The sequence below is a fragment of the Pseudofrankia coriaricola genome (assembly GCF_032027725.1).
Classification (GTDB): domain Bacteria; phylum Actinomycetota; class Actinomycetes; order Frankiales; family Frankiaceae; genus Pseudofrankia.
In genome coordinates this window covers 148,170-168,358 of the sequence record NZ_JASNFO010000033.1, presented here as the reverse complement: position 1 = coordinate 168,358, position 20,189 = coordinate 148,170, and the positions used below count along the sequence as shown (strand labels likewise).

Annotated in this window: 16 protein-coding genes; 9 read left to right on the top strand and 7 right to left on the bottom strand. The window is 74.5% G+C overall.

Features of this window, described 5'->3' with window-relative positions; all coding sequences use genetic code 11:
• The first annotated feature begins 116 nt into the window (after positions 1–116).
• The 3 genes from tatA to QOZ89_RS19125 all read left to right on the top strand — a co-directional run bounded on the left by tatA (position 117) and on the right by QOZ89_RS19125 (position 5,160).
• Positions 117–437: a Sec-independent protein translocase subunit TatA gene (tatA, locus tag QOZ89_RS19135; protein WP_071050429.1), complete on the top strand. Its 321-nt coding sequence runs from the start codon at positions 117–119 to the stop codon at positions 435–437.
• Between the two features lie 232 nt (positions 438–669).
• The gene (tatC, locus tag QOZ89_RS19130) at positions 670–1,695 is read left to right on the top strand and encodes a twin-arginine translocase subunit TatC (RefSeq protein WP_312624387.1); all 1,026 of its coding nucleotides are present in this window, start codon (positions 670–672) and stop codon (positions 1,693–1,695) included.
• A 456-nt stretch (positions 1,696–2,151) separates the two neighbouring features.
• Positions 2,152–5,160 carry a DEAD/DEAH box helicase gene (locus QOZ89_RS19125; RefSeq protein WP_491723661.1) on the top strand — a complete coding sequence of 1,003 codons (3,009 nt, stop codon included), beginning with the start codon at positions 2,152–2,154 and terminating at the stop codon, positions 5,158–5,160.
• Between the two features lie 12 nt (positions 5,161–5,172).
• Here the strand turns inward: QOZ89_RS19125 and QOZ89_RS19120 are convergent, their stop codons facing one another.
• Both QOZ89_RS19120 and QOZ89_RS19115 read right to left on the bottom strand, forming a co-directional pair.
• Positions 5,173–5,991, bottom strand: a complete 819-nt coding sequence (locus QOZ89_RS19120; protein WP_083419054.1) for an ABC transporter permease — start codon at positions 5,989–5,991, stop codon at positions 5,173–5,175.
• Positions 5,988–7,127 carry an ATP-binding cassette domain-containing protein gene (locus tag QOZ89_RS19115; protein ID WP_312624386.1) on the bottom strand — a complete coding sequence of 380 codons (1,140 nt, stop codon included), beginning with the start codon at positions 7,125–7,127 and terminating at the stop codon, positions 5,988–5,990. The genes QOZ89_RS19120 and QOZ89_RS19115 overlap by 4 nt, the downstream gene beginning before the upstream one ends.
• A 390-nt stretch (positions 7,128–7,517) precedes the next feature.
• On the opposite strand from QOZ89_RS19115, the gene QOZ89_RS19110 reads away from it, so the two are divergent.
• Together QOZ89_RS19110 and QOZ89_RS19105 are read left to right on the top strand one after the other, a co-directional pair.
• Positions 7,518–8,381, top strand: coding sequence for a TetR/AcrR family transcriptional regulator (locus tag QOZ89_RS19110; RefSeq protein WP_241841928.1), 864 nt, complete (start codon positions 7,518–7,520; stop codon positions 8,379–8,381).
• Positions 8,382–8,563: 182 nt separating this feature from the next.
• Positions 8,564–9,169 (top strand): GrpB family protein, encoded by a 606-nt coding sequence (locus tag QOZ89_RS19105; protein WP_071050443.1) that lies wholly within the window; start codon positions 8,564–8,566, stop codon positions 9,167–9,169.
• A 167-nt stretch (positions 9,170–9,336) separates the two neighbouring features.
• On the opposite strand, the gene QOZ89_RS19100 is transcribed toward QOZ89_RS19105, so the two are convergent.
• From QOZ89_RS19100 to QOZ89_RS19090, 3 genes are all read right to left on the bottom strand, one after another.
• A complete protein-coding gene (locus QOZ89_RS19100) occupies positions 9,337–9,999 on the bottom strand; it encodes an MFS transporter (RefSeq protein ID WP_312624385.1) in 663 nt (220 codons plus the stop codon).
• Complete coding sequence (locus tag QOZ89_RS19095; protein ID WP_071050444.1) at positions 9,990–10,490, bottom strand: MarR family winged helix-turn-helix transcriptional regulator; 501 nt, start codon at positions 10,488–10,490, stop codon at positions 9,990–9,992. The genes QOZ89_RS19100 and QOZ89_RS19095 overlap by 10 nt, the downstream gene beginning before the upstream one ends.
• A 114-nt stretch (positions 10,491–10,604) precedes the next feature.
• Positions 10,605–12,077 carry a pyridoxal phosphate-dependent decarboxylase family protein gene (locus QOZ89_RS19090; RefSeq protein ID WP_312624384.1) on the bottom strand — a complete coding sequence of 491 codons (1,473 nt, stop codon included), beginning with the start codon at positions 12,075–12,077 and terminating at the stop codon, positions 10,605–10,607.
• A 529-nt stretch (positions 12,078–12,606) separates the two neighbouring features.
• On the opposite strand from QOZ89_RS19090, the gene QOZ89_RS19085 reads away from it, so the two are divergent.
• Positions 12,607–13,371, top strand: a complete 765-nt coding sequence (locus QOZ89_RS19085; protein ID WP_083419059.1) for a SigE family RNA polymerase sigma factor — start codon at positions 12,607–12,609, stop codon at positions 13,369–13,371.
• Complete coding sequence (locus QOZ89_RS19080) at positions 13,368–14,594, top strand: hypothetical protein (RefSeq protein ID WP_312624383.1); 1,227 nt, start codon at positions 13,368–13,370, stop codon at positions 14,592–14,594. The genes QOZ89_RS19085 and QOZ89_RS19080 overlap by 4 nt, the downstream gene beginning before the upstream one ends.
• A 146-nt stretch (positions 14,595–14,740) precedes the next feature.
• Here QOZ89_RS19080 and QOZ89_RS19075 read toward each other — a convergent pair whose 3' ends face one another.
• Together QOZ89_RS19075 and QOZ89_RS19070 are read right to left on the bottom strand one after the other, a co-directional pair.
• Positions 14,741–15,376 carry a hypothetical protein gene (locus QOZ89_RS19075; protein ID WP_312624382.1) on the bottom strand — a complete coding sequence of 212 codons (636 nt, stop codon included), beginning with the start codon at positions 15,374–15,376 and terminating at the stop codon, positions 14,741–14,743.
• A 164-nt stretch (positions 15,377–15,540) separates the two neighbouring features.
• The gene (locus tag QOZ89_RS19070) at positions 15,541–17,397 is read right to left on the bottom strand and encodes a serine/threonine-protein kinase (RefSeq protein WP_312624381.1); all 1,857 of its coding nucleotides are present in this window, start codon (positions 17,395–17,397) and stop codon (positions 15,541–15,543) included.
• A gap of 418 nt (positions 17,398–17,815) precedes the next feature.
• Between QOZ89_RS19070 and QOZ89_RS19065 the strand changes: the two genes are divergently transcribed.
• Together QOZ89_RS19065 and QOZ89_RS19060 are read left to right on the top strand one after the other, a co-directional pair.
• Complete coding sequence (locus QOZ89_RS19065; protein WP_312624398.1) at positions 17,816–18,829, top strand: ATP-binding cassette domain-containing protein; 1,014 nt, start codon at positions 17,816–17,818, stop codon at positions 18,827–18,829.
• Positions 18,826–20,148: an ABC transporter permease gene (locus QOZ89_RS19060; protein WP_083419060.1), complete on the top strand. Its 1,323-nt coding sequence runs from the start codon at positions 18,826–18,828 to the stop codon at positions 20,146–20,148. Before QOZ89_RS19065 ends, QOZ89_RS19060 begins: the two co-directional genes overlap by 4 nt.
• Positions 20,149–20,189: the final 41 nt, after the last annotated feature.

The window sequence follows — 20,189 nt, the reverse complement described above, 5'->3', positions numbered from 1 at the left end:
TCATTCCGTCATCTGTGGGTTACCTGGCTGTTGTCTGTTCCGACCTATGCTCTCGACGTAACATCAGGCTCGCACCGGTCGCAGCACCGGTCATCGGACACCGGAGGACGTCTGCCATGCCGAACCTGGGTACGACCGAGATCATCATTATCGCGATCGTGGTGCTGGTCCTGTTCGGGGCGAAGAAGCTGCCCGAGGCCTCACGGTCGCTCGGCCGCTCCCTGCGGATCTTCAAGGCGGAGACGAAGGGCCTGCGCGAGGACGACGTGACGCCGACCCCGGCGCCGTCGCCGAAGCCGATCGCCACCCCGAAGGCGGAGCTGGAGTCGTCGGAGGTCGACGCGCTGCGCAAGCGGGTCGCGGAACTCGAGCACGATGCCGTGCAGGCCCCGTCGGCCAACGGTGTCGGCCCGGTCGAGGCCCAGCAGCAGCACTGACCCCTCGTGCCGCCGACGGCACGAGACTCGGGCCGGTGGGGGTCGCGTCGCACGCCAGCCCGGTGCGGGTCGGCGGCCTGACCACGCCGATTCGCCGTCGTACCCGGGTCGGCGGCCGGGCGGGCCGACAGGCCGACCTCGCCGCGCCCCCGGCCGTGGCGCGTCGTGACGGGTGGCCGGCGGCCTTCCGTAGACCCACGTCCCCGACCCAGTGAGCAGGAGCGGCCCGAACGTGCCTGGCCTCCCTTCGCCGCGGCGCCTCGCCTCGTCCGTCAACCACCGGCGCACGCGCACGGTGGAGGACAGCCGGATGCCGCTGACCGAGCACCTGCGCGAGCTGCGCAACCGGCTGTTCAAGGCACTGCTGGCGTTCCTCGCCGCCTTGGTCGTGGCCTTCGTCTTCAAGAACACGATCATGCACTGGCTGACGGGGCCGTACTGCGACCTGCCCGCGAAGCTGCGCGCGCAGCAGGCCGGCCAGAACTGCCAGCTGTACTTCTTCGACATCACCGGCGCCTTCATGATCGAGCTGAAGGTCGCCGCGATCGCGGCCGCGGTGCTCTCCGCGCCGGTCTGGCTCTACCAGCTCTGGTCGTTCATCACGCCGGGCCTGCACCGCCACGAGCGGCGCTGGGCGCTGACCTTCGTGGCCACCTCGCTGGTGCTGTTCGCGGTCGGCGGGTTGTTCGCGTACCTGACGCTGGAGACCGGGCTCAGGCTGCTGCTCGGCTTCGGCGGCGAGCACCTCGTCAGCCTCCTGTCCGCGGATAAGTACCTCAGCTACGTGATCGCGATGCTGCTCATCTTCGGCATCTCGTTCGAGGTCCCGCTGCTGATCTGCCTGCTCAACCTGGCCGGGCTGGTGACCACGAAGCGGCTGCGGTCGTGGCGGCGGGCCGAGATCTTCCTGACGTTCGTGTTCGCCGCGATCGTGACGCCGAGCCAGGACCCGTTCACCATGTTGGCGCTCGGCCTGCCGATGATCGTCCTGTACGAGCTCGCGCTGTTCATCGGCTGGCTCAACGACCGCCGCAGGAAGCTGCGCGGTGACACGTCCGTCTACTCGGACCTCGACGACGACGCGGCCTCGCCGCTGGAGTTCGACGACTCCGGTGAGACGCGGCGCGTGGCGGCTCTCACCGCGCAGGCCCAGCAGGACGGCCGGGCCGGCCGCAAGGCCCGCAAGCAGCTCGCCGAGCTCGCCGAGGCCGGCGCGCCGGCCGACTCGGCCGGCCCCGCTGCCGGCGACGCCACCTGAGCGGTCCGGCAGCTCAAACCACCCGTCCATCCGCCGGCCCACCTGCCGGGCGGCGCCGCCCGGCGCCCGGGCTGGCCTGTCGGTCCGGTCCCGTAACCTGAAGGCGTGACCTCCCAGCCACCCGAGCCGGGTGCGGAAGTCGACGCCGCCACGGGGGCGGACGGCGACGTTGGCGGGGTTGATCCCGCTGACCGCGCCCCGCGTGCCCACCAGTCGTCCGCCAGGTCCGCCGTCCCGGCCGGCCAGGACGGCCTCCCCGCCGCCGGTGCGGTCCGCGGCGCCGGGCCTCCGGGCGAACTCGCCGATCCCGACCAGTTCTCCTACACCGCGGAGCTCACCAGCCGGGAGACCGGGCCGTGGCCGGCCCCCGCGGCCCCGGCCGACGAGCTGACGGCCGAGCTGGACGCCGAGCTCGCCCTGGAGCTCGAGGCGGAGGCCGAGGAGAAGCCCCCCGGGGTGGCGGTCACCGACCCGGTGGTGGCGCTGGCGCAGTTCGCGGCGCGCTACCCGTTCGGGCTCGACCCCTTCCAGGTCGAGGCCTGCGAGGCCCTCGCCGCCGGCGAGGGAGTGCTCGTCGCCGCGCCGACCGGCGCCGGCAAGACGATCGTCGGCGAGTTCGCCGCGTTCCTCGCGCTGCGCGGCGGGCGGCGCTGCTTCTACACCACGCCGATCAAGGCGCTGTCGAACCAGAAGTACGCCGACCTGGTCGCCGCCCACGGCGTGGCCAACGTCGGCCTGCTCACCGGCGACACCTCCCGCAACGGCGACGCCCCGGTGGTGGTCATGACCACCGAGGTGCTGCGCAACATGCTCTACGCCTCCCCGGAGGGCAGCCACCGCTTCGACGACCTCGCCTACGTCGTCATGGACGAGGTCCACTACCTCGCCGACCGGCAGCGCGGCGCCGTCTGGGAAGAGGTGATCATCCATCTGCCGGCGCATGTCCAGCTGGTGTCGCTGTCGGCGACGGTGAGCAACGCCGAGGAGTTCGCCCAGTGGCTGGTCACCGTCCGCGGCCACACCCGGGTGATCGTCTCCGAGCACCGGCCGGTGCCGCTGTGGCAGCACGTCCTGGCCGACCGCGCGCTCTACGACCTGTTCGTCGAGGACGCCGCCCCGCTCGGTGACGTCTACGGCGGCCCTCGCGCGCTCAAGCCCGCGGGGCCCGGGTCCGGTCCCGGCCCTGGTGCCGCCGCCGGCCGGGATCGGGCCCGCGACGGCGCGCGCGGCGAGCGGCCCGGCCGCGCCGGCGCCCCCGGACGGCAGAGCCGCGCGGCCCGCGACGCCGGGCCAGCCCGGCCGGGCCGGGGTGGCCGTGACAGCCATGATGGTCAGCGCGGCCGCGACGACCGCCCGGCCGGGGCCGGCGACGACCGGAACGGCGCGGGGGACCGGGCCGTCGGGGCGGTTGCCTCGGACGGCCGGCCGGTCAACCCCGAGCTGCTGCGGCTGGCCCGGCTGGAGAGCTCTGGGCCGGAGTGGTCGCGCTCCGGGCGGCCGGGCCCCGGCGGACGGCCGCGGCGGCGGCCCTGGGTGCCGAGCCGCCCGCAGGTGATCGAGCGGCTCGACCGCGACGGCCTGCTGCCGGCGATCACCTTCGTGTTCAGCCGGGTCGGCTGCGACGCCGCGGTGGCGGCCTGCGCGGCCGCCGGGCTGCGGCTGACGACGTCCGAGCAGGCCGCCGAGATCCGCGCCCACGTGCGGGCCCGCACCGCCGGGATCCCCGACGGCGACCTGCGCGTCCTCGGCTACTGGGAGTGGCTCGACGGGCTGGAGCGGGGCCTGGCCGCGCACCACGCCGGGATGCTGCCGGTGTTCAAGGAGGTCGTCGAGGAGCTGTTCGTGCGGGGCCTGGTCCGCGCCGTGTTCGCGACGGAGACGCTCGCGCTCGGCATCAACATGCCGGCGCGCACCGTCGTCCTCGAACGGCTGTCGAAGTTCAACGGCCAGACCCGCGCCGACATCACCCCCGGCGAGTACACCCAGCTCACCGGCCGGGCCGGCCGGCGCGGCATCGACATCGAGGGCCACGCGGTGGTGCTCTGGCAGCCGGGGCTGGACCCGCTGGCCGTCGCCGGGCTCGCCTCGACCCGCACCTACCCGCTGCGCTCGTCGTTCCGCCCCTCCTACAACATGGCCGTCAACCTGGTCGGCCGGCTCGGCGCCGAGCGCGCCCGCACCGTGCTGGAGTCGTCGTTCGCCCAGTTCCAGGCCGACCGGGCCGTCGTCGGGCTCGCGCGGCAGGTGCGGCGCAACCAGGCGGCGCTCGACGAACTGACCGCCGAGGTCGAGTGCGACCGGGGCTCGGCGCACGAGTACGACCAGATCCGGCGCGACATCCGCGAGCGGGAGAAGCGCCTCTCGCGCGAGGGCGCGGCCCACGGCCGCGCGGAGGCGGCCGAGGCGCTGGCGCGGCTGCGCACCGGCGACGTGGTCCGGGTGCCGGCCGGGCGGCGGATGGGGCTCGCGGTCGTGCTCGACGTGGCCGTCGACCCGCGCTCCGTCGACGAGCCGCGCCCACTGGTGCTCACCGCCGACCGGCAGGTCAGGCGGCTCTCCCTGATCGACTTCCCGGTCGCGGTCGAGCCGCTCGGCCGGGTGCGGGTGCCGCGGACGTTCAACCCCCGCGACGCCCGCTCCCGGCGCGACCTGGCGAGCTCGCTGCACCACGCCGAGCTGCGCGCCGAGCCCGGCAAGCGGGAGCGGGCCCGCTCCGCCGCGTCCGACGACGCCGAGCTCGCCCGGCTGCGCCGCGCGCTGCGAGCCCACCCGGTGCACGACTGCCCGCGCCGCGAGGAGCACCTGCGCAAGGCCGAGCGCGCGACCCGGCTGCGCCGGGAGACCGAGGCGCTGGCCCGCAAGGTCGAGGGCCGGACCAACACGGTCGCCCGCACGTTCGACCGGGTCCGCGCGGCGCTGACCGAGCTCGACTACCTGGACGGTGACACCGTCACCCCGAAGGGAGCGCGCCTCGCCCGGATCTACACCGAGCAGGACCTGATCGTGGCGGTCTGCCTCGACCGGGGCGTGTGGGAGCCGCTCACGCCGGCGGCGCTGGCCGCCGCGGTGTCGTCGCTGGTGTTCGAGCCGCGCGGCGACGACCTGGCGATGCCGGCGCTGCCCGGCGACGAGGACCTGCGGGCCGCGCTCGGCGCCACCCACCGGATCTACGTCCAGCTGTCCGGCGTCGAACAGGAGCATGGCCTGGACTTCCTGCGCCCGCCGGAGCTGGGCTTCGTCACCGCGGCCTACGGCTGGGCGTCGGGCCGGTCGCTGGAGCGGATCCTCGGCGAGGACGCGACCGAGCTGACCGCAGGCGACTTCGTCCGCTGGATGCGCCAGCTGCTCGACCTGCTCGACCAGATCGCCCAGACAGCCGGCGCCGGGTCCCCCCTGCGCTCCACCGCGCGCGAGGCCATGGACGCCCTGCGCCGCGGCGTCGTCGCCTACTCGATGACCGTTTAGCGCCCCGGGCCGTCAACGGGCGGAGCGGCGGCGGTAGATGACGGCGGAGGCGGTGTAGCCGACGAGCAGGATGCCGGCGCACCAGACCAGGGCGGCGGCCAGGTCCGAGCCGTCGGCACCGCCGCCGACGAGCAGGCCGCGGACGGTGTCGATCACCGGGGTGAGCGGCTGGTGGTTGGCGAACGCGCGCAGCGGGCCGGGCATCGTGTCGGTCGCGACGAAGCCGCTGCTGACGTAGGGCAGGAACAGGATGAAGAACGTCATCCCGTTCGCCGCGTCCGGGCTGCCGGCGAGCAGGCCGAGCGCGACCGACACCCAGGTGATCGCCAGGACGTAGAACGTGACGACCCCGATGGCGGCGAGCCAGCCCCCGACGCCGGCGTCGGGGCGGAAGCCGAGGCCCAGCGCGATGCCGATGACCAGCGCGGTCGCGACGGCGTTGGCGGCGAGGCTCGCGACGACGTGGCCGGTGAGCACCGCCGGGCCGCGGACCGGCATCGACCGGAACCGGTCGATGATCCCGTTCGTCATGTCGGCGGCGACGGCGACCGCCGTGGACGCCGCGCCCCACCCCGAGGCCAGCACGATGATCCCGGGGACGACGTAGGTCAGATACGCGGCCCGGCCGCCGCCGGCGTCGAGCGCGCCGCCGAACACGTAGACGAACAGCAGCAGGAGCATCACCGGCAGCGCGACGGAGATGATCACCGTGTCGGGCTGGCGCGGCAGCCGGCGCAGGCTCCGGCCGATCATCGCGGGGGTGCCGCCGCCGGAACGGGCGGGCCTGGTGGCGGCGGGCGGGCGGCGTGACGGGACGGCGGCGGTGGTCATCGGGTGTCCTTCCGGGACGCGGAGCCGGCGGTGAGGGCGAGGAAGACGTCGTCGAGGGTGGGGACCCTCAGCTCGACGCGCGCGACCTCGATGCCGCGGCCGTCGAGGTCGTCGAGCAGGTGGCGCAGGGCGGCCGCGGTGCCGTCGGTGGGCACGCCGACCCGGCGGGCCACCGGGTCCGCGTCGACGTCGACCTCGCCGCCCGCCAGGCCCGCCCCGGTGGCCGCCGCGTCGGTGTCCGACGCCGCGGACGACGCCGCCGCGGTTGGCGGGGGAGCCGTGGGCTGGGCGGGCACGGCGGCGCGCAGGGTGGCGACGGCACGGGAGTAGGCCGCGTCGTCGGGGAACGTCAGCTCGGCACGTTCGGCACCCAGGCGGGCCTTGAGCGCCGCGGGGGTGCCCTCGGCGACGATCCGGCCCCCGTCGAGGACGGAGACCAGGTCGGCGAGCTGGTCGGCCTCGTCCAGGTACTGGGTCGTCAGCAGTACCGTCGCGCCGCCGTCCGCGAGCCGCGCGACGACGTCCCACACGCCCTGGCGGCTGCGCGGGTCCAGGCCGGTCGTCGGCTCGTCCAGGAAGATGACCTCCGGGTCGCTGACCAGGCCGACGGCGAGATCGAGGCGGCGGCGCTGGCCGCCGGAGTAGGTCTTCACCAGCCGGCGGGAGAACCCGGCCAGGTCGAACGACTCGACGAGCTCCGCGACCCGGCGGCGCGCCACGGCCCGGGGCAGCCGGAACAGCCGCGCGGCGAGCCAGAGGTTCTCCTCGCCGGTAAGCAACTCGTCGACGGCGGCGTGCTGGCCGGTCAGGCTGATCACCTCGCGGACCCGGCGTGGCGCGCGCGCCAGGTCGTGGCCGGCGACGGCCGCCTCGCCGGCGTCGGCGCGCAGCAGGGTCGCGAGAATCCGCACCAGCGTCGTCTTGCCGGCGCCGTTCGGCCCTAGCAGCGCGTGGACGTGGCCCGCCGCGACGTCCAGGTCGACCCCGTCGAGCACGGTGACGCCGCCGAACGCCTTGCGCAGGCCGCGCACCCGGATGACGGCGTCGTCGGCGCCCGGCAGGGTACGAGGCGCCGGGGACGCCGGTGGGAGTGGGGACGCCAGAGGCTCGCGGCCGGCGTCCATGGTGGTCGGCATGGTCATGACCTTCCTGGTCGGGTTTCCCGCGCTGGTCCGGCCTGCTCTGGCCGGGGCGCTTGGCGGGGTGGGGATGGGCTGATCGAGGCGGGGCGGTCTGGCGGGTCGTGCCGGGTGTCGACCGGCGCGCGGCTGCGAGGCGCGCCGGTCGGGGCCGGCGGGATCAGCGTGGCGCGGTGTCGTGATCCGGACACGGGTCCTGGAACCCGGCCCGGGGTGGGGCTACGCCCACCTCGCGTGCCGAACGAAAACTGTGTATGGCATACACAAGATGTACGTTATACACAGTTGTCGGAAGGTGGTCAACGGGCGGTGGCGAGGCATCTCGGTGGCGGGCCGTCCGGGGGGACGACACTCGAGGCCAGCCCCCTTCCGTGCCAGGAGCGGCGCGTGGGCGGGCCGGCGGGCGAGGGAGAACAGGGCGGTGGGATGACGAAGGAGATGGACGGGGGCGGCGGCCGGGCGGGCGGCGGCGAGCGGCGCGGCGCGGCGGCCGGGGGCCCGCCGGGCGCGTTCGAGCTGCTGTGGGGTGCCCCCACGCGGCCGCGGCGCGGGCCGCGGCCGGCGCTGCGGCTCGACAGCCTCGTCGAGGCGGCGATCGCGCTCGCGGACGAGGAGGGGCTCGGCGCGCTCTCGATGGCCCGGGTCGCCGAGCGGCTCGGCTTCACGACGATGTCGCTCTACCGACACGTCGCCAGCAAGGACGACCTGCTGCTGCTCATGCTCAACGAGGCCGTCGGCCCGCCGCCGGACACGCTGGTGACGGACCCGGCCGCTGGCTGGCGGGCCGGGCTCGACGCCTGGACGAGAGGTATGTACGAGCGGGCGCTGGCGCACCCGTGGATCACCAGGGTCGGGATCGGCGGCGCCCCGACCCTGCCCCACCAACTGGCCTGGATGGACCGCGGCGTCGCCCCGCTCGCCGGTGTGCCGCTGACCGGTCAGGAGAAGCTCTCAGCGATCCTGATGCTGTCCCGCTACGCGATGTCCGCCGCGCAGCTGACGAGCGACGTCGTGGCCGCCGCCGGTGCCGGCACGTACGAGCCTGGCGATGGTGACTATGGCGCGACACTGGCCCGGCTGCTCGACCCGGCGCGGTTCCCCGCGCTGCACGCGATCGCCGTCTCCGGCGAGATCGACCCGTCCGTGCCGCCGGAGGGCGTCGCCGATGAGCTGCACGCCGAGTTCCACTTCGGCCTCGCGCGCATGCTCGACGGACTCGACGTCCTGCTGCGCTCCCGCGCGTCGCGTTAGGCCGCCCGGTGGCGTGTCTGCGTGTGGTCCGAGGTCGGTCCTGGTGTGGGCTCAAGCCGGGGTGTCGTTGTTCCGACGGCCCGCAGACCTGCGGTCCGGCGCAGAATGGGCCGGTGGCGGGGGAGATGGTCCGGGATGACCCGGAGTCGGGTGATTCGCGCCGTACCGAGGGGACGTGCGGGATGGTTGTGGTGGCGAACGTTGACCCGGCGGCCGTGACGCCGCGGGAGGAGATCTTCGTCGGCGGGCTGGAAAAGCGGCCGATCGTGATCGCCGCCTACCGCCCCGAATGGGTCACGCGGTTCGCGCACGAACAGGCACGGATCGTCGGAGCACTCGGCGAAGCCGCCGTACGCGTCGAGCATATCGGCTCCACGTCGGTACCAGGGCTCGGCGCGAAACCGATCATCGACATCCAGATCAGCGTCTCCGACATGGCCGACTCGGCGTGCTTCGAGGGCCCGCTGCTGCGCGCCGGCTACATCGTGCGGGTCCGGGAGCAGGGCGAGCACTGGATGTTCCGGACCCCCGAACAGGACGTCCACATCCACGTCTGCGCCGCGGGCAGCGACTGGGAGCACCGCCACCTGCTGTTCCGCGACTGGCTGCGCCACGACCCGGCCGACCGCGCTGCCTACGAGGCCGCCAAGCGTGCCCTCGCGGCCCTCGACTGGCCAAGCATGCAGCACTACGCCGAGGCCAAGAGCACCATCATCCAGGAGATCACCGCCCGCGCCCGCCCCTGGGCCGCCACCACCGACTGGGCCGTCCCCGCCCCCCGTCACTGACAGCCCGCCTCGCCGGCGATGGTGTGCCGCGACCCCTGAGCGGGCGGCTGGCGCCCCCGGACGCCCGGGGGCGTGGCCGGGGGCCGCGCGGCATGGGTGTCGCGATGAAGAGCGGACGTCCATCGTACTTACACTGTGGTCTACGGCGTTGACATGCGGTCTCGCTACTATATGATCTTGTTATGATCTTGTCTGGAACCACTCTCAGTCACCGCTGGCGGCGGGCCTCGCCGTCGGTACGTCATGATCTGGTGGACTTTCCGGGCTGGAGCACCGACAAAGGCACCAGACAGGTAGCAGGTGCCGACGCCAAGCCAGCCCACGATCAGCCCGCCCAGTGCGGGGCCCGCGAGCATGGAGCCCTGGAAGGCGATCCGTCTCAGCGCCAGTCCGGCGGCCAATTGGTTGGTGGGTAGTAGGTGCGGGATGAAGGTGCGGGAGGCCGGGCCGCTGCCGGCGGCGAAGCAGGATTGCGTCGCGACCAGTGCCAGCACCCCGGCGGTCGGAAGGTGCCCGACGAGGCCCTGCAAAGCGAGCAGGAGCGAACACGCGGCCTGCCCGCTGGTCGTGGCAAGGTAGAACGTCCGCCGGTTCACGCGGTCGACAAGCGATCCGGCGAAGAGGCCGAGCGTGACGAGGGGAATCGCCTGGGCCAGGCCGACGGCGCTGGTCCACACGGTGCTCTTCGTCGCCTCCCAGACCTGGAACATCACGGCGACGAGCGTCATCTGGCTGCCGAGCCCGGAGAACGCCTGCCCGATCCACAGCCGCCGGAAGAGCGGCGACGCGCGCAGGGGAGTGACATCCAGCAGCGTGCTGCTCAGCCCCATGCGGGATCCTCCGCCAGCTTCTCGGCGATCCGGTCGCGGAAGCTCTTGCGCTCCAGGGCCCGCTCGATGTCGGAGACGACCCGGCTCAGCGGATACGGGCTCTCAGCCTCGATGTCGGTGAGGGCGGCCTCGGTGGCTCGCCACTCCGCCGCCAGGCGACCGACGACGCCGCGGGCCTTGTCCGTGAGCGTCACCTTCTTGCTGCGCCCGTCGTCGCCCGCGATGGTCTGGACCCAGCCGGCCGAACGCATCGCGGCCACCTTCTGGCTGAGCGCTGAATGGGTCCGCCCGACGGACTCGGCCAGCTCGGTGATGGTCATGGGGCCGGCGGCGTGCAGCCGCAGCAGCTCCATCGCAAAGCTCGGTTTGAGTCCATCGATCCGCGCCTCTGCGTAGATCCGGGCAATATCCGCGTCCATCGACGCTTGGAGGAGGCGCAGGGGCCGCCAGAGGCTCTGCTGGGTGGGATCGAGTGGGTGGTCCTCAGCCATTCCGCATCGTAACAGTGCTTATGTAAGCACTGTTGCGATGCCGAGAGTCATGAGGTCGGAAGGCTACATCCCTGCCACGAAGCGCCGAGGTCCGGCCCCGGCTGCCGGCATGGGTCAGCGACCGGTGGCGTTGACGGCCGGTGTGAGGCGGGCCAGGACGCGGGCGGCGCAGGTGAGGATGACGTCGGCGGCGAACGCGGCGTCGTCGGGGCCCGTCTTCCAGCTCGAGACGCTGAGGCGCATCGCGGTCTGGCCGTGCCACAGGGTCGGCCCGCACCAGATTCGCCCGTCGGCCTGGATCTCGGCGATGAGCGCCCGCGTGAGCGCCTCGCCGGAGGGCTCGTCGCCGCCGGAGGCCCCGGAGCTCGCAGGGCTCTTGGGCGGCGCGTCGAGGCGGATGAGGACCTGGTTGAGGACGACGTCGTTGACGACGGTGAGGCCGCCGTCCGCCAGCCGGCGGGCGATCTCGGCGGCGGCGTCGCAGGCGCGGGTGACGAGGTCGGCGACGCCTGCGCGGCCCAGGGTCCGCAGGGCCGCCCACACCTCGATCTGGCGGGCCCGCTGCGAGGACTGGGGCGTGTGGTGCATGGCGTCGAACGCGTCGCCGGCGGGGGTGTAGCCGGCGGCGGCGGTGAAGGTGCGCCGCAGCGGAGCCGGGTCGCGGACGAAGGCGAGGCCGCAGTCGTGGGTGACGTTGAGCCACTTGTGGCCGTCGGTCGCCCACGAGTCGGCGCGGGTGAGCCCGGCGGCGAGCCGGTCACGCCGGGTCGGGTCGGCGAGGGCCCACAGGCCGAACGCGCCGTCGACGTGCAGCCAGCCCGGCGCGGGTCCGGGGCGGCGGGCGAGCCAGTCGGCGATCTCGTCGAACGGGTCGAACGCGCCGGTGTTGACCTCACCGGCCTGCGCGCAGACGAGTACCGGGCCGGGAAGGCCGTCCGGCAGCGCGTCGGCGCGCATCCGGCCCTGGTCGTCGGCGGGCACGACGTGTACCCGTGAGCGGCCGAGGCCCACCAGGCCGAGCGACTTGCGCAGCGTCGAGTGCGCGCCCTCTCCGATGACGACGTCGAAGGCGGGGGCGCCGAACAGCCCGTCGGCCTGCGAGTCCCAGCCGAGGCGGGCGAGCAGTTCGTCGCGGGCGGCGGCGAGGCAGGCGGCGTTGGCCATGGTGGCACCGGTGACGTAGGTGACCGCGCAGCCCGCGGGCAGGCCGAGCAGGTCGAGCAGCCAGCCGCGGGTCACGTCGTGCAGCCTGGCGGCGACCGGGGACATCGTCGGGAGGGCCGCGTTCTGGTCCCAGGCGTTGGTGAGCCAGGAGGCGCCCAGGGCCGCCGGCAGCGTCGCGCCGATGACGAAACCGAAGTAGCGTGCGCCGGCCGTGGCCATCGTCGCCGGGCTGCCGGTGTCGTGCAGGAGCCGCAGTGTCGCCTGCGCGGGCAGGCCGGCCTCGGGCAGCGGCTCGTCGAACGCGGCGAGCGCCGCCACCGCCTCCGGTGACGGTGCGACGGGCCGGCTGTCGACCGTCGCCGCGTAGTCGAGCGCCATCGCCGCGGCCGCCCGCAGCACGTCCAGGTCGTCCTCGCGATCCACGACGTCATCCTTTCCGCCTGCCCGCGGCCCGGTGTCCGCCTGTCGTCTGCCCGACGACCGTGGCGCCGGTCCAATCCTGCCGTGTGCCCCGGCCGCGGTGGGTCTGAGCGGGGCAGCGGAAGGGGGTGTGCCCGCGCACATGGGCCCACGGGCCTTGATGCAGGGCGGGAACAGCGCAGGCGGGGGCAGGTCTGGGGAGAGGAGCGCGGCCCGGATGTGCGAGACGCGAAGAGGGGAGGCGGGGTGACGAGTGTCGTGGCACCCGAGCGGACCGAGGCCGGCCGTGACGATGGGAGATCGTTTCGCCTCTCATCCACCAAGATAATCAACGCTGTTGACGAGCCAACAGGCTGCAATTTGATCTTGTGATCACTTAAGACCCAACCACCCTCCAACCCCAACATCGACTAAAGACGTCTCCTAAAATCTTGATCTTCGCTTCAAAGGCGGCGACGGGCGCTCATCGCGAACCCGGGCAGGGGCGTTGAAGGTTATGTACGGAGATGGCCGATGGGGTGGGAGGCGAGGGGTGCGTGCCGACGAGGAACGGGCCTTCGAGGAGTTCGTCGCGGGGTCCGCGAATCGGCTGCTGCTGAGCGCGGTGCTGCTGGTCGGCGGTGACCGTGCGGCGGGCGAGGACCTCCTGCAGGGCGCGTTCGAGCGCACCTACCGACACTGGTCGAGAGTCGCCGAGGGACAGCCGGAGGCGTACGTCCGCCGGGCGCTCGTCAACGCGGCGACCAGCCGGTGGCGCCGGCTGCGGGCGCGGGTCACCGAGGTGCCGCTGCTGACCGAGCATGGCCATGGCGGGTTCGGGCCACAGATCGCCGACCATGCCGAGGCGCTGTCGGCGCGCGACGGGCTGACGCGCGCGCTGCGTACCCTGCCGCCCCGCCAGCGCGCCATCGTCGTCCTGCGCTATCTCGACGACCTGCCGGAAGCCGAGGTGGCCGCCCTCCTCGGCTGCTCCGTCGGCTCGGTGCGCAGCCAGGCCTCCCGGGGCCTGGCGAGGCTACGCGACAACGAGCACCTGGCCGGCATCGGCGGCGGCGGCGCCGCTCGCTGGCCGGTGCGGCCGGCCGGCCAGCGGTCCGCGGCGGTGGACGTCCTGACGAACGAGGGGGGCGGTACCGCCGGTGTCGTCCTGGCCAAGGCGCGGAGCACGCCGGCTGGGCGGCACCGGGCGGCGGCCCAGCCGTCCGGCGGCCCCGCGGGCCTGGCGGCACCGGGCGAGGGTGAGGCGGACGCGACCCAGCAGGTGCGAGCCAGCCAGGCAGGGGGGAAGGCGCTGTGAGCACCGGTGGACGCGACGTGGACCCGCATGACGTGCACGCGAGCGACGCGGACCTGAGCGACGCGGACCTGAGCGACGCGGACCTGAGCGACGTCGAGGCGTGGTTGCGCGCCGCCCGGGCCGAGCTGCCCGCCCTGTCGGTCGGGCCGTGGTTCGCCCAGTCGGTGCGGGTCCGGGCGCGCCGCCGCCGGGCGCGGGTCCGGGCCGCCGGGTCGGTGGCGGCTGTCGTCACCGCGGTCGTCGTGCTCCTGGTCTCGGTGGGCCTGCTGGGCGGAGGTGTGGGGACGAACGGGATCGCGCCGGCCAGCACCGTGGCGCCGGGCGCGCCGGGGGCCCACCACTCCTACGGCGGGATCACGGTCACGTGGCTGCCGGAGGGAACGAAGCACCTGTCAGACAAGGCTGGAAGTGACGTCATGCGCTCCTCGGAGGGTGGCGTTCTCGGGTACTTCGCCTACCTGGCGGGCCGCGACACCCAGGGGCTTTACGCGAGCACCTTCGGGCCGTCGGACGGCGGGGACGCGTCGGAGCTGAAGGTGGGGGTCAACTGGTACCCGGGCTCCATCTCCGTCGCGGGGCTTCAGGCGGCCCTGCATGGCGCGACGCCGACGCCGACGACGGTGGGCGGTGAGCCCGCGGTGCGTCTCAGCACGGAGCTCCCGGCGAACATCTCGGGCGGCGGTGAGACCCATCTGGGGGCGCTGTTCTGGAGCGTGGGGGACGGCGGCCCGCTGCTGGTCGTCAGCGTGCGGGACGTCGCCCCACTCGACTGGGCGGAGATCAAGCGGGTGGCGGAGGGTGTCCAGCTAGGCCGCGAGCCGAACACGGTGGATCCGCGGACGGTGGACCAGGTCAAGGCGGCGTTCAACACCGTCTATCTGGCGCGCAACCCGCCGCTGTCGGACGAGGCGTGGGGGGCGGCGGTGCAGGACCCGGCGGAGATCCTGCCGGTCCGCGGCAGGGTCGCCCAGCGGTACCCGGGGCTGGTCGCCACCATCTCCATCGCCTTCGGCAGCATGACGCAGGACTCTCCCACGACCGTCAGCGTCTCCTTCACGCTGACGTTCACGGACAAGGCGCTGCCCGCCACCACGTCCGACGGCAAGTACTCGCTCGGCACGACTGGTACGGCGGTGCTGGTCGACGGCCATTGGCTGGTCAGCAGGGACACGTACTGTTCGAAGGTCGACATGCTGCCGATGTCGGACCTGAAGTGCCCGTGACCCGGCGCCGGGCCCTGTCACCCGGCTGTGGCCCACAGGTGCGGGTGCGGCGGCCGGGTCAGGTGCCGGCGGTGAGGGAGACGGCGGGCAGGGCGGTGTCGTCGTCGTGGCTGTCGCGGCCTGGAGCCGGGCGCCGCTGTCCGGTGTCATCCGCGGCCGGTCCGGCGGTGGCGGGTGTCGCGGGTGAGCTGAGCGTGGCGGGCCGCGAAGCGGGCCCGGGAGGCGTGTTGGCGGGCCTGGCGGCAGGGGTGGCACTGGGTGTCCTGCGCGGGCGCGGCGCGGCAGGTCACGCACAGCACCACCCCCGGGGCCGCCCCGGGCCTGGGGTCGTCGGCGCCGTCGTCACCGCTGGTCCCACCGGCGCTCGCGGCCGGTGGGTGTGGGTGGCCGGCCGTGGCGCGGGCTTCCCGGAGGGCCTCCTGGCGGAACTCCTCGACGCTGCGCCGGCAGTAGCAGCTCGGCGCCGGGCCCGCGAGGCCGGCGACGGCTGGCAGAGCGGTGCCCGCGGCGGCACGTCGTGTCAGCTCCCGCTCCGGGTCTCGGTTCGGGCCGTCCGTCTCGCTCCCGCCCGTCCGGTCGGCGGCCAGTTCGGCGCCGCTGACGCTGGCCGTGCCCGGGCTGGCCGTGCCCGAGGCGGTGGCGGGTTCGGCCTGGCCGGGGAGGGCGCAGCAGGTCACCCATACGGCCGTCGGACCACCGCCGAAGTGGGCCGACCATGGGTGGCCGCACAGCGAGCACCGCGCGGGCGGCGGGACGGGTGTGTCGGGCTCGGCCACGTTCACAGTCGACCATGCTCGCCGCGCCGCGCGCACGATCCCGGCCCGTCCTGGCCTCCCGCGCCGCCGACGTGCCTCCCTCGTGCCGTGGCCATCGGCGTGCCCGTCCCGCGGAGGGGCCCGACGGGTGGCGCCGTCAGGATGCCGGCGGTCGGCGGGGCTGGCGCGGGTCAGCCCACCGAGGTGACCGGGGTCTTGGAGACGGCGAAAGTGGTGCAGCTGGCGCCGAGGACCTGGCCCTGTAGATGCTGGCCGTCCGTGGACGAGGTGCCGGACAGGCGGACCATGATGTAGCCGACCGGGTGGTCGAGCCAGATCCTGCCGGTCAGTTCAAGATCGTCGCCCTGGAGCGTGCCGTCCATCGTGTACGCCCCGGACGGTACGTCGGGGTTGTCCTTCGTCGCCGAGAACGAGAACAGCGCGGTGACCCGGCCGGGTGCCTCCGGCATGTCGAAGATGGTCAGTTGCAGGGCGGTGGCGCCCTGCTGGCAGGTGTAGGTCCCGGTGAAGCGGCCGGCGAGCAGTTCGGTGTCCCCCGCGCCCGGGATGCCGGCCCCCTGGGGGGCCGGGGAGGCGGCGGGTGTGGTGGCGGTGGCCGTCGGGGTGGGCCCGGGTGTCGGGCTGTTCCCGGCGCTGGTCACCGCCGCGGTGATCCCGGCGCCGGCGAGCCCGGACGCGAGCAGCGCCGCGGCCACGGTCGCCACGAACCGGCCGCGCCGGGGCGGGGCCGGCCGCCGGGCGGGTGCCGGGGGCGCGAGGACGGCCAGTGGCCCGCCGAGGGCCGCGGGCCGTTCCCCGTGGCCGGTCGGGGCAGGAGTGTGGGCCGGTTGCGGTGTCGTGCCGGGGGTCGGGTACGCGTCGGGGGTCGGTGGCGGGAACCAGTGCTGCCCGCCGGCCGTGTCCGGCCGGGTGCCGGGTGAGCCCCACTCGCCCGCTGCCGGCGGGACCGGTGTGGGAGGCCCGGCCGGCCATGGCGACGCCGGCGTCGGTGCCGGCCGTGCGGGCGCGGCGCCGCCGGGCGTGCCTGGAACGGAGGCCGGGGGCTGCCAGAGGACTTCCAGCACTCGGGCCGCGGCGGCCGCCGGGTCGGCCGTGTCGCCGACGAGGGAGGCCAGCAGCCTCGTGGCGGACGGCCGGGCGGGCGGGTCGCGGCGCAGCGCCGAGCGCACCACGGCCAACAGCCGCGGCGGCACGCCGGCGAGGTCCGGCTCGATGGTCATCGACCGGTACAGCAGCGCCCCGGCCGTCCCGGTCCCGAACGGCGGCCGGCCGGTCGCCGCGAACGCGACGGTGAGGGCCCAGGCCCACACGTCCGCCGCGGGCCCGGCGCGCCTGCCCTCGGCCTGCTCGGGCGCGAGGTAGCCGGGGCTGCCGACGACGGCGCCGGTCTGTGTCACCTCGGTGCCGGCCGCCGGGTTGGTCGGCACGGCCATGCCGAAGTCGATGACCTTCGGTCCGGCGGCGGTGATGAGCACGTTCGCCGGTTTCAGGTCGCGGTGCACGATGCCCGCGCGGTGGATCGCGACCAGGGCCTCGGCGAGGCCGACCGCGAGGGCCTCGACGGTCGGCGCCGACAGCGGCCCGCCGAGGCCGACGGCCTCGGCGAGGGTCGGCCCGGGGATGTACTCCGTCGCGAGCCAGGGCCGTGGCGCGTCCGGGTCGGCGGCCAGCACCCGGGCGGCGCAGACGCCGGCGACGGCCCTGGCGGCGGCGACCTCCCGGCGGAACCGGGCCCGGTAGTCGGCCGCGGCGGCGATCCGCTGGTGGATCAGCTTGACGGCGACCAGCCGTCCGTCGCCGGCGGCCGCGGGGTCGCCGCCCGCGAGGCGCGGTGCCGTCGGGCTCGCGGCGGGACCGGGGAGGCCGGGAGCCGGGCGGCGGCCCGGGGTGTCGTCCAGCTGGATGGTGGCTGTGTCGTCGGCGACGCCGAGGAACACCACGCCCATGGCGCCGGCGCCGAGCCGGGCGGTCAGCTTGTAGCCGCCGACCCGCGTAGGGTCACCGGCCTGTAGCGGTTCCAGCGGCATCCGCGCACTCCTTTCCTCGGCGCCTGCGCCGGGTCCCCCGGTGGCCGCCCAGTCCCGTCCCGATCCGACGCCGGGGCCGTGCGGGAGGTGGCCGCCGCGCGCCGCCAGTCTCCGCCCGCCGGTACCGGTGCTGGCGGGCGGTGTCGCCTGGATGTCCTGATCCGCTGGGCCGACACGGCCTTGCTTCGCCGTGGTGACCTCAGGGTTCGCTCATCAGATGATGCTGCCGCACGCGCTGAGCGGTGCACCGCGAGGGAACAATAAGTGCGAATGGCACGATGGGCACAGGAAAGATCCGGGCCCGCAACCATGGGCATCCGCACCGTCGCGCGTCGTGCCGGTGCTCGCCGTGGGACGCAGCCGGGTCGGGTTCGCGGCAGCCGCCGCGGGCCGCACCGCCCACGCGGAAGGCGGCGAGGTGCGCGACGGAGCGCTCACGATCGATGGGCTGTCCAAACGGTACGGTGAGGTTGTCGCGCTGCGCGGGATGACGTTCGACGTGCGGGCCGGTGAGCTGTTCGGCTTCGTCGGTTCCAACGGGGCGGGCAAGACGACGACGATGCGGATCGTGCTCGGCGTGCTGACCGCCGATGCCGGTGAGGTCCGCTACGACGGCAGCCTGTTGACCCTCGCGGCCCGCCGCCGGATCGGCTACATGCCGGAGGAACGGGGCCTGTACCCGAAGATGCGGGTCGGTGAGCAGCTGGAGTACCTCGCCCAGCTGCATGGCCTGTACGGGCCGGCCGCGCGCCGGTCGACCCGGGAGTGGGCCGAGCGGCTCGGTATCGCGGGGCGGCTCGGCGACGAGGTGCAGGCTCTCAGCCTCGGTAACCAGCAGCGCGCCCAGCTCGCCGCCGCGCTGGTGCACGACCCGGCGGTGCTGGTCCTCGACGAGCCGTTCTCCGGCCTGGACCCGGTCGCGGTCGACGTGATGAGTGATGTGCTGCGCGAGCGGGCCGCGGCGGGGGTGCCGGTGGTGTTCTCCAGCCACCAGCTCGACCTCGTCGAGCGGCTGTGCGACCGGGTCGGGATCGTGTCGGGCGGCGCGATGGTCGCCGTCGGGCCGGTCGACGACCTGCGGGCGGGGGGCGAGTCGCTGCTCGTCGTCGAGGCGCCGCACGCGCCGGAGGGCTGGGCGGCGGGCCTGCCGGGTGTTCTCGGGGCCCGGGCGGAGGGTGGGCGCACGGTGCTCGCGCTGGCCGCGGGCGCCGACGACCAGCAGGTGCTGCGGGCGGCACTCGCGTCCGGCCCGGTCCACGAGTTCGCGCACCGCCGCCCGACGCTGACCGAGCTGTTCCGCGAGGTGGTCAGCTCGGACCCGGTGTCGGCCGGGCCGTCGGACGACGGCCAGGGCAAGGCCAGGCGCGGGCGTGGCCGGGGGAGACGTGTCGGGGTTGGCGCGTTGGTGCGGGTGAAGGGCGGCCAGCGGTGAGCGGCACCATCGACCTTGGTACCAGCGCCGCCGGCCACGAGCCGTCCGGGCCCGCTGACGCCTCCGGAGCTCCCAGCGGCGGCGCCGGCCGTCCTGGTCGGGGCGGCGAGGACGCGGGGGGCGCGGCGGCGGTGCGGTCGCGCCGCGTGCTGTGGCTCGTCGTGCGCCGCGAGGTGTCGACCCGGCTGCGTTCCAAAGCGTTCCGGATCATGACCCCGCTGCTGGTCGTCGTGCTCGCCGCGGGGATCAGCGTCACCGCCCTGTTCGGCGGCTCGTCGCCGAGCTCGGTCGGTTTCCTGCCCGAGGACGCCCGCTACGGAGCGGCGCTCACCGCTGTCGGTGACGCCGCGGGCGTCGACGTCCGCGCGGTCACCGTCGCCGACGCGGCCGAGGCGGAGCGCCAGGTCCGGGACGGGACGCTCGACGCCGCCGTCACGGCGAGCGGCCCGGACGGTTTTCGCGTCATCGTCCGGCACACCCTCGACGACCAGGGCCGGGGTCTGCTCACCGCCGTCGCCCGCCAGCAGGCCCTCGACGCGCAGGTCGTCGCGCTTGGCGGTGACCTCGGCCGGGTTGATGGCGCCGTCGCCGCGGCCGGCGTCGACGTGGTCGCGCTCGAGGCGCCCAAGGAGCGCGACAACGCGCGGATCGGGCTTGGGGCCGTCACCGGTGTCCTGATCTACCTGTCGCTGCTGATCTTCGGCCCGGTGGTCGCGCAGGGGGTCGTCGAGGAGAAGTCCAGCCGGGTCGTCGAGCTCCTGCTCGGCACGGTCCGGCCCTGGCAGCTGATGTCGGGCAAGGTCATCGGGATCGGCATCATCGGCCTGATCCAGATGGCCCTGTATGCCGCGGTCGGCGTGCCGCTGGCGGTCGCGACGGGGGTGCTGAGCCTGTCGCTGGTGACGGCGCTCGCCTCGGCGGGCTGGTCGCTGGTCTGGTATCTGCTCGGCTTCGCGCTCTATGCGCTGCTGTTCGCGGCCGCGGGCTCGCTGGTGTCCCGGCAGGAGGACGCCTCCGCGGTCACCATGCCCCTCATCATGATCATCATCATTCCGTATGTCATCGGGATCTCGGTGCTTCCCGGCGACCCGGGCAGCGGCCTGCTGCGGGTCCTGTCGCTGGTCCCGCTGTCCGCGCCGCTGATCATGCCGATGCTCATCGCCGCGGGCACGGCCGCCGCCTGGCAGATCGCGCTCGGCACCGCCCTGACCATCGCCACGATCATTGGGCTGGTGCCGCTGACGGGCCGGATCTACGCCGGGGCGGTCAAGCGCACCGGTACCCGCGTCCGCCTCACCGACGCGCTGCGCTCCGGCTGACCCGCGCCCGGCTCGGCCCCGTGGACGACGGGGTCCGGGCG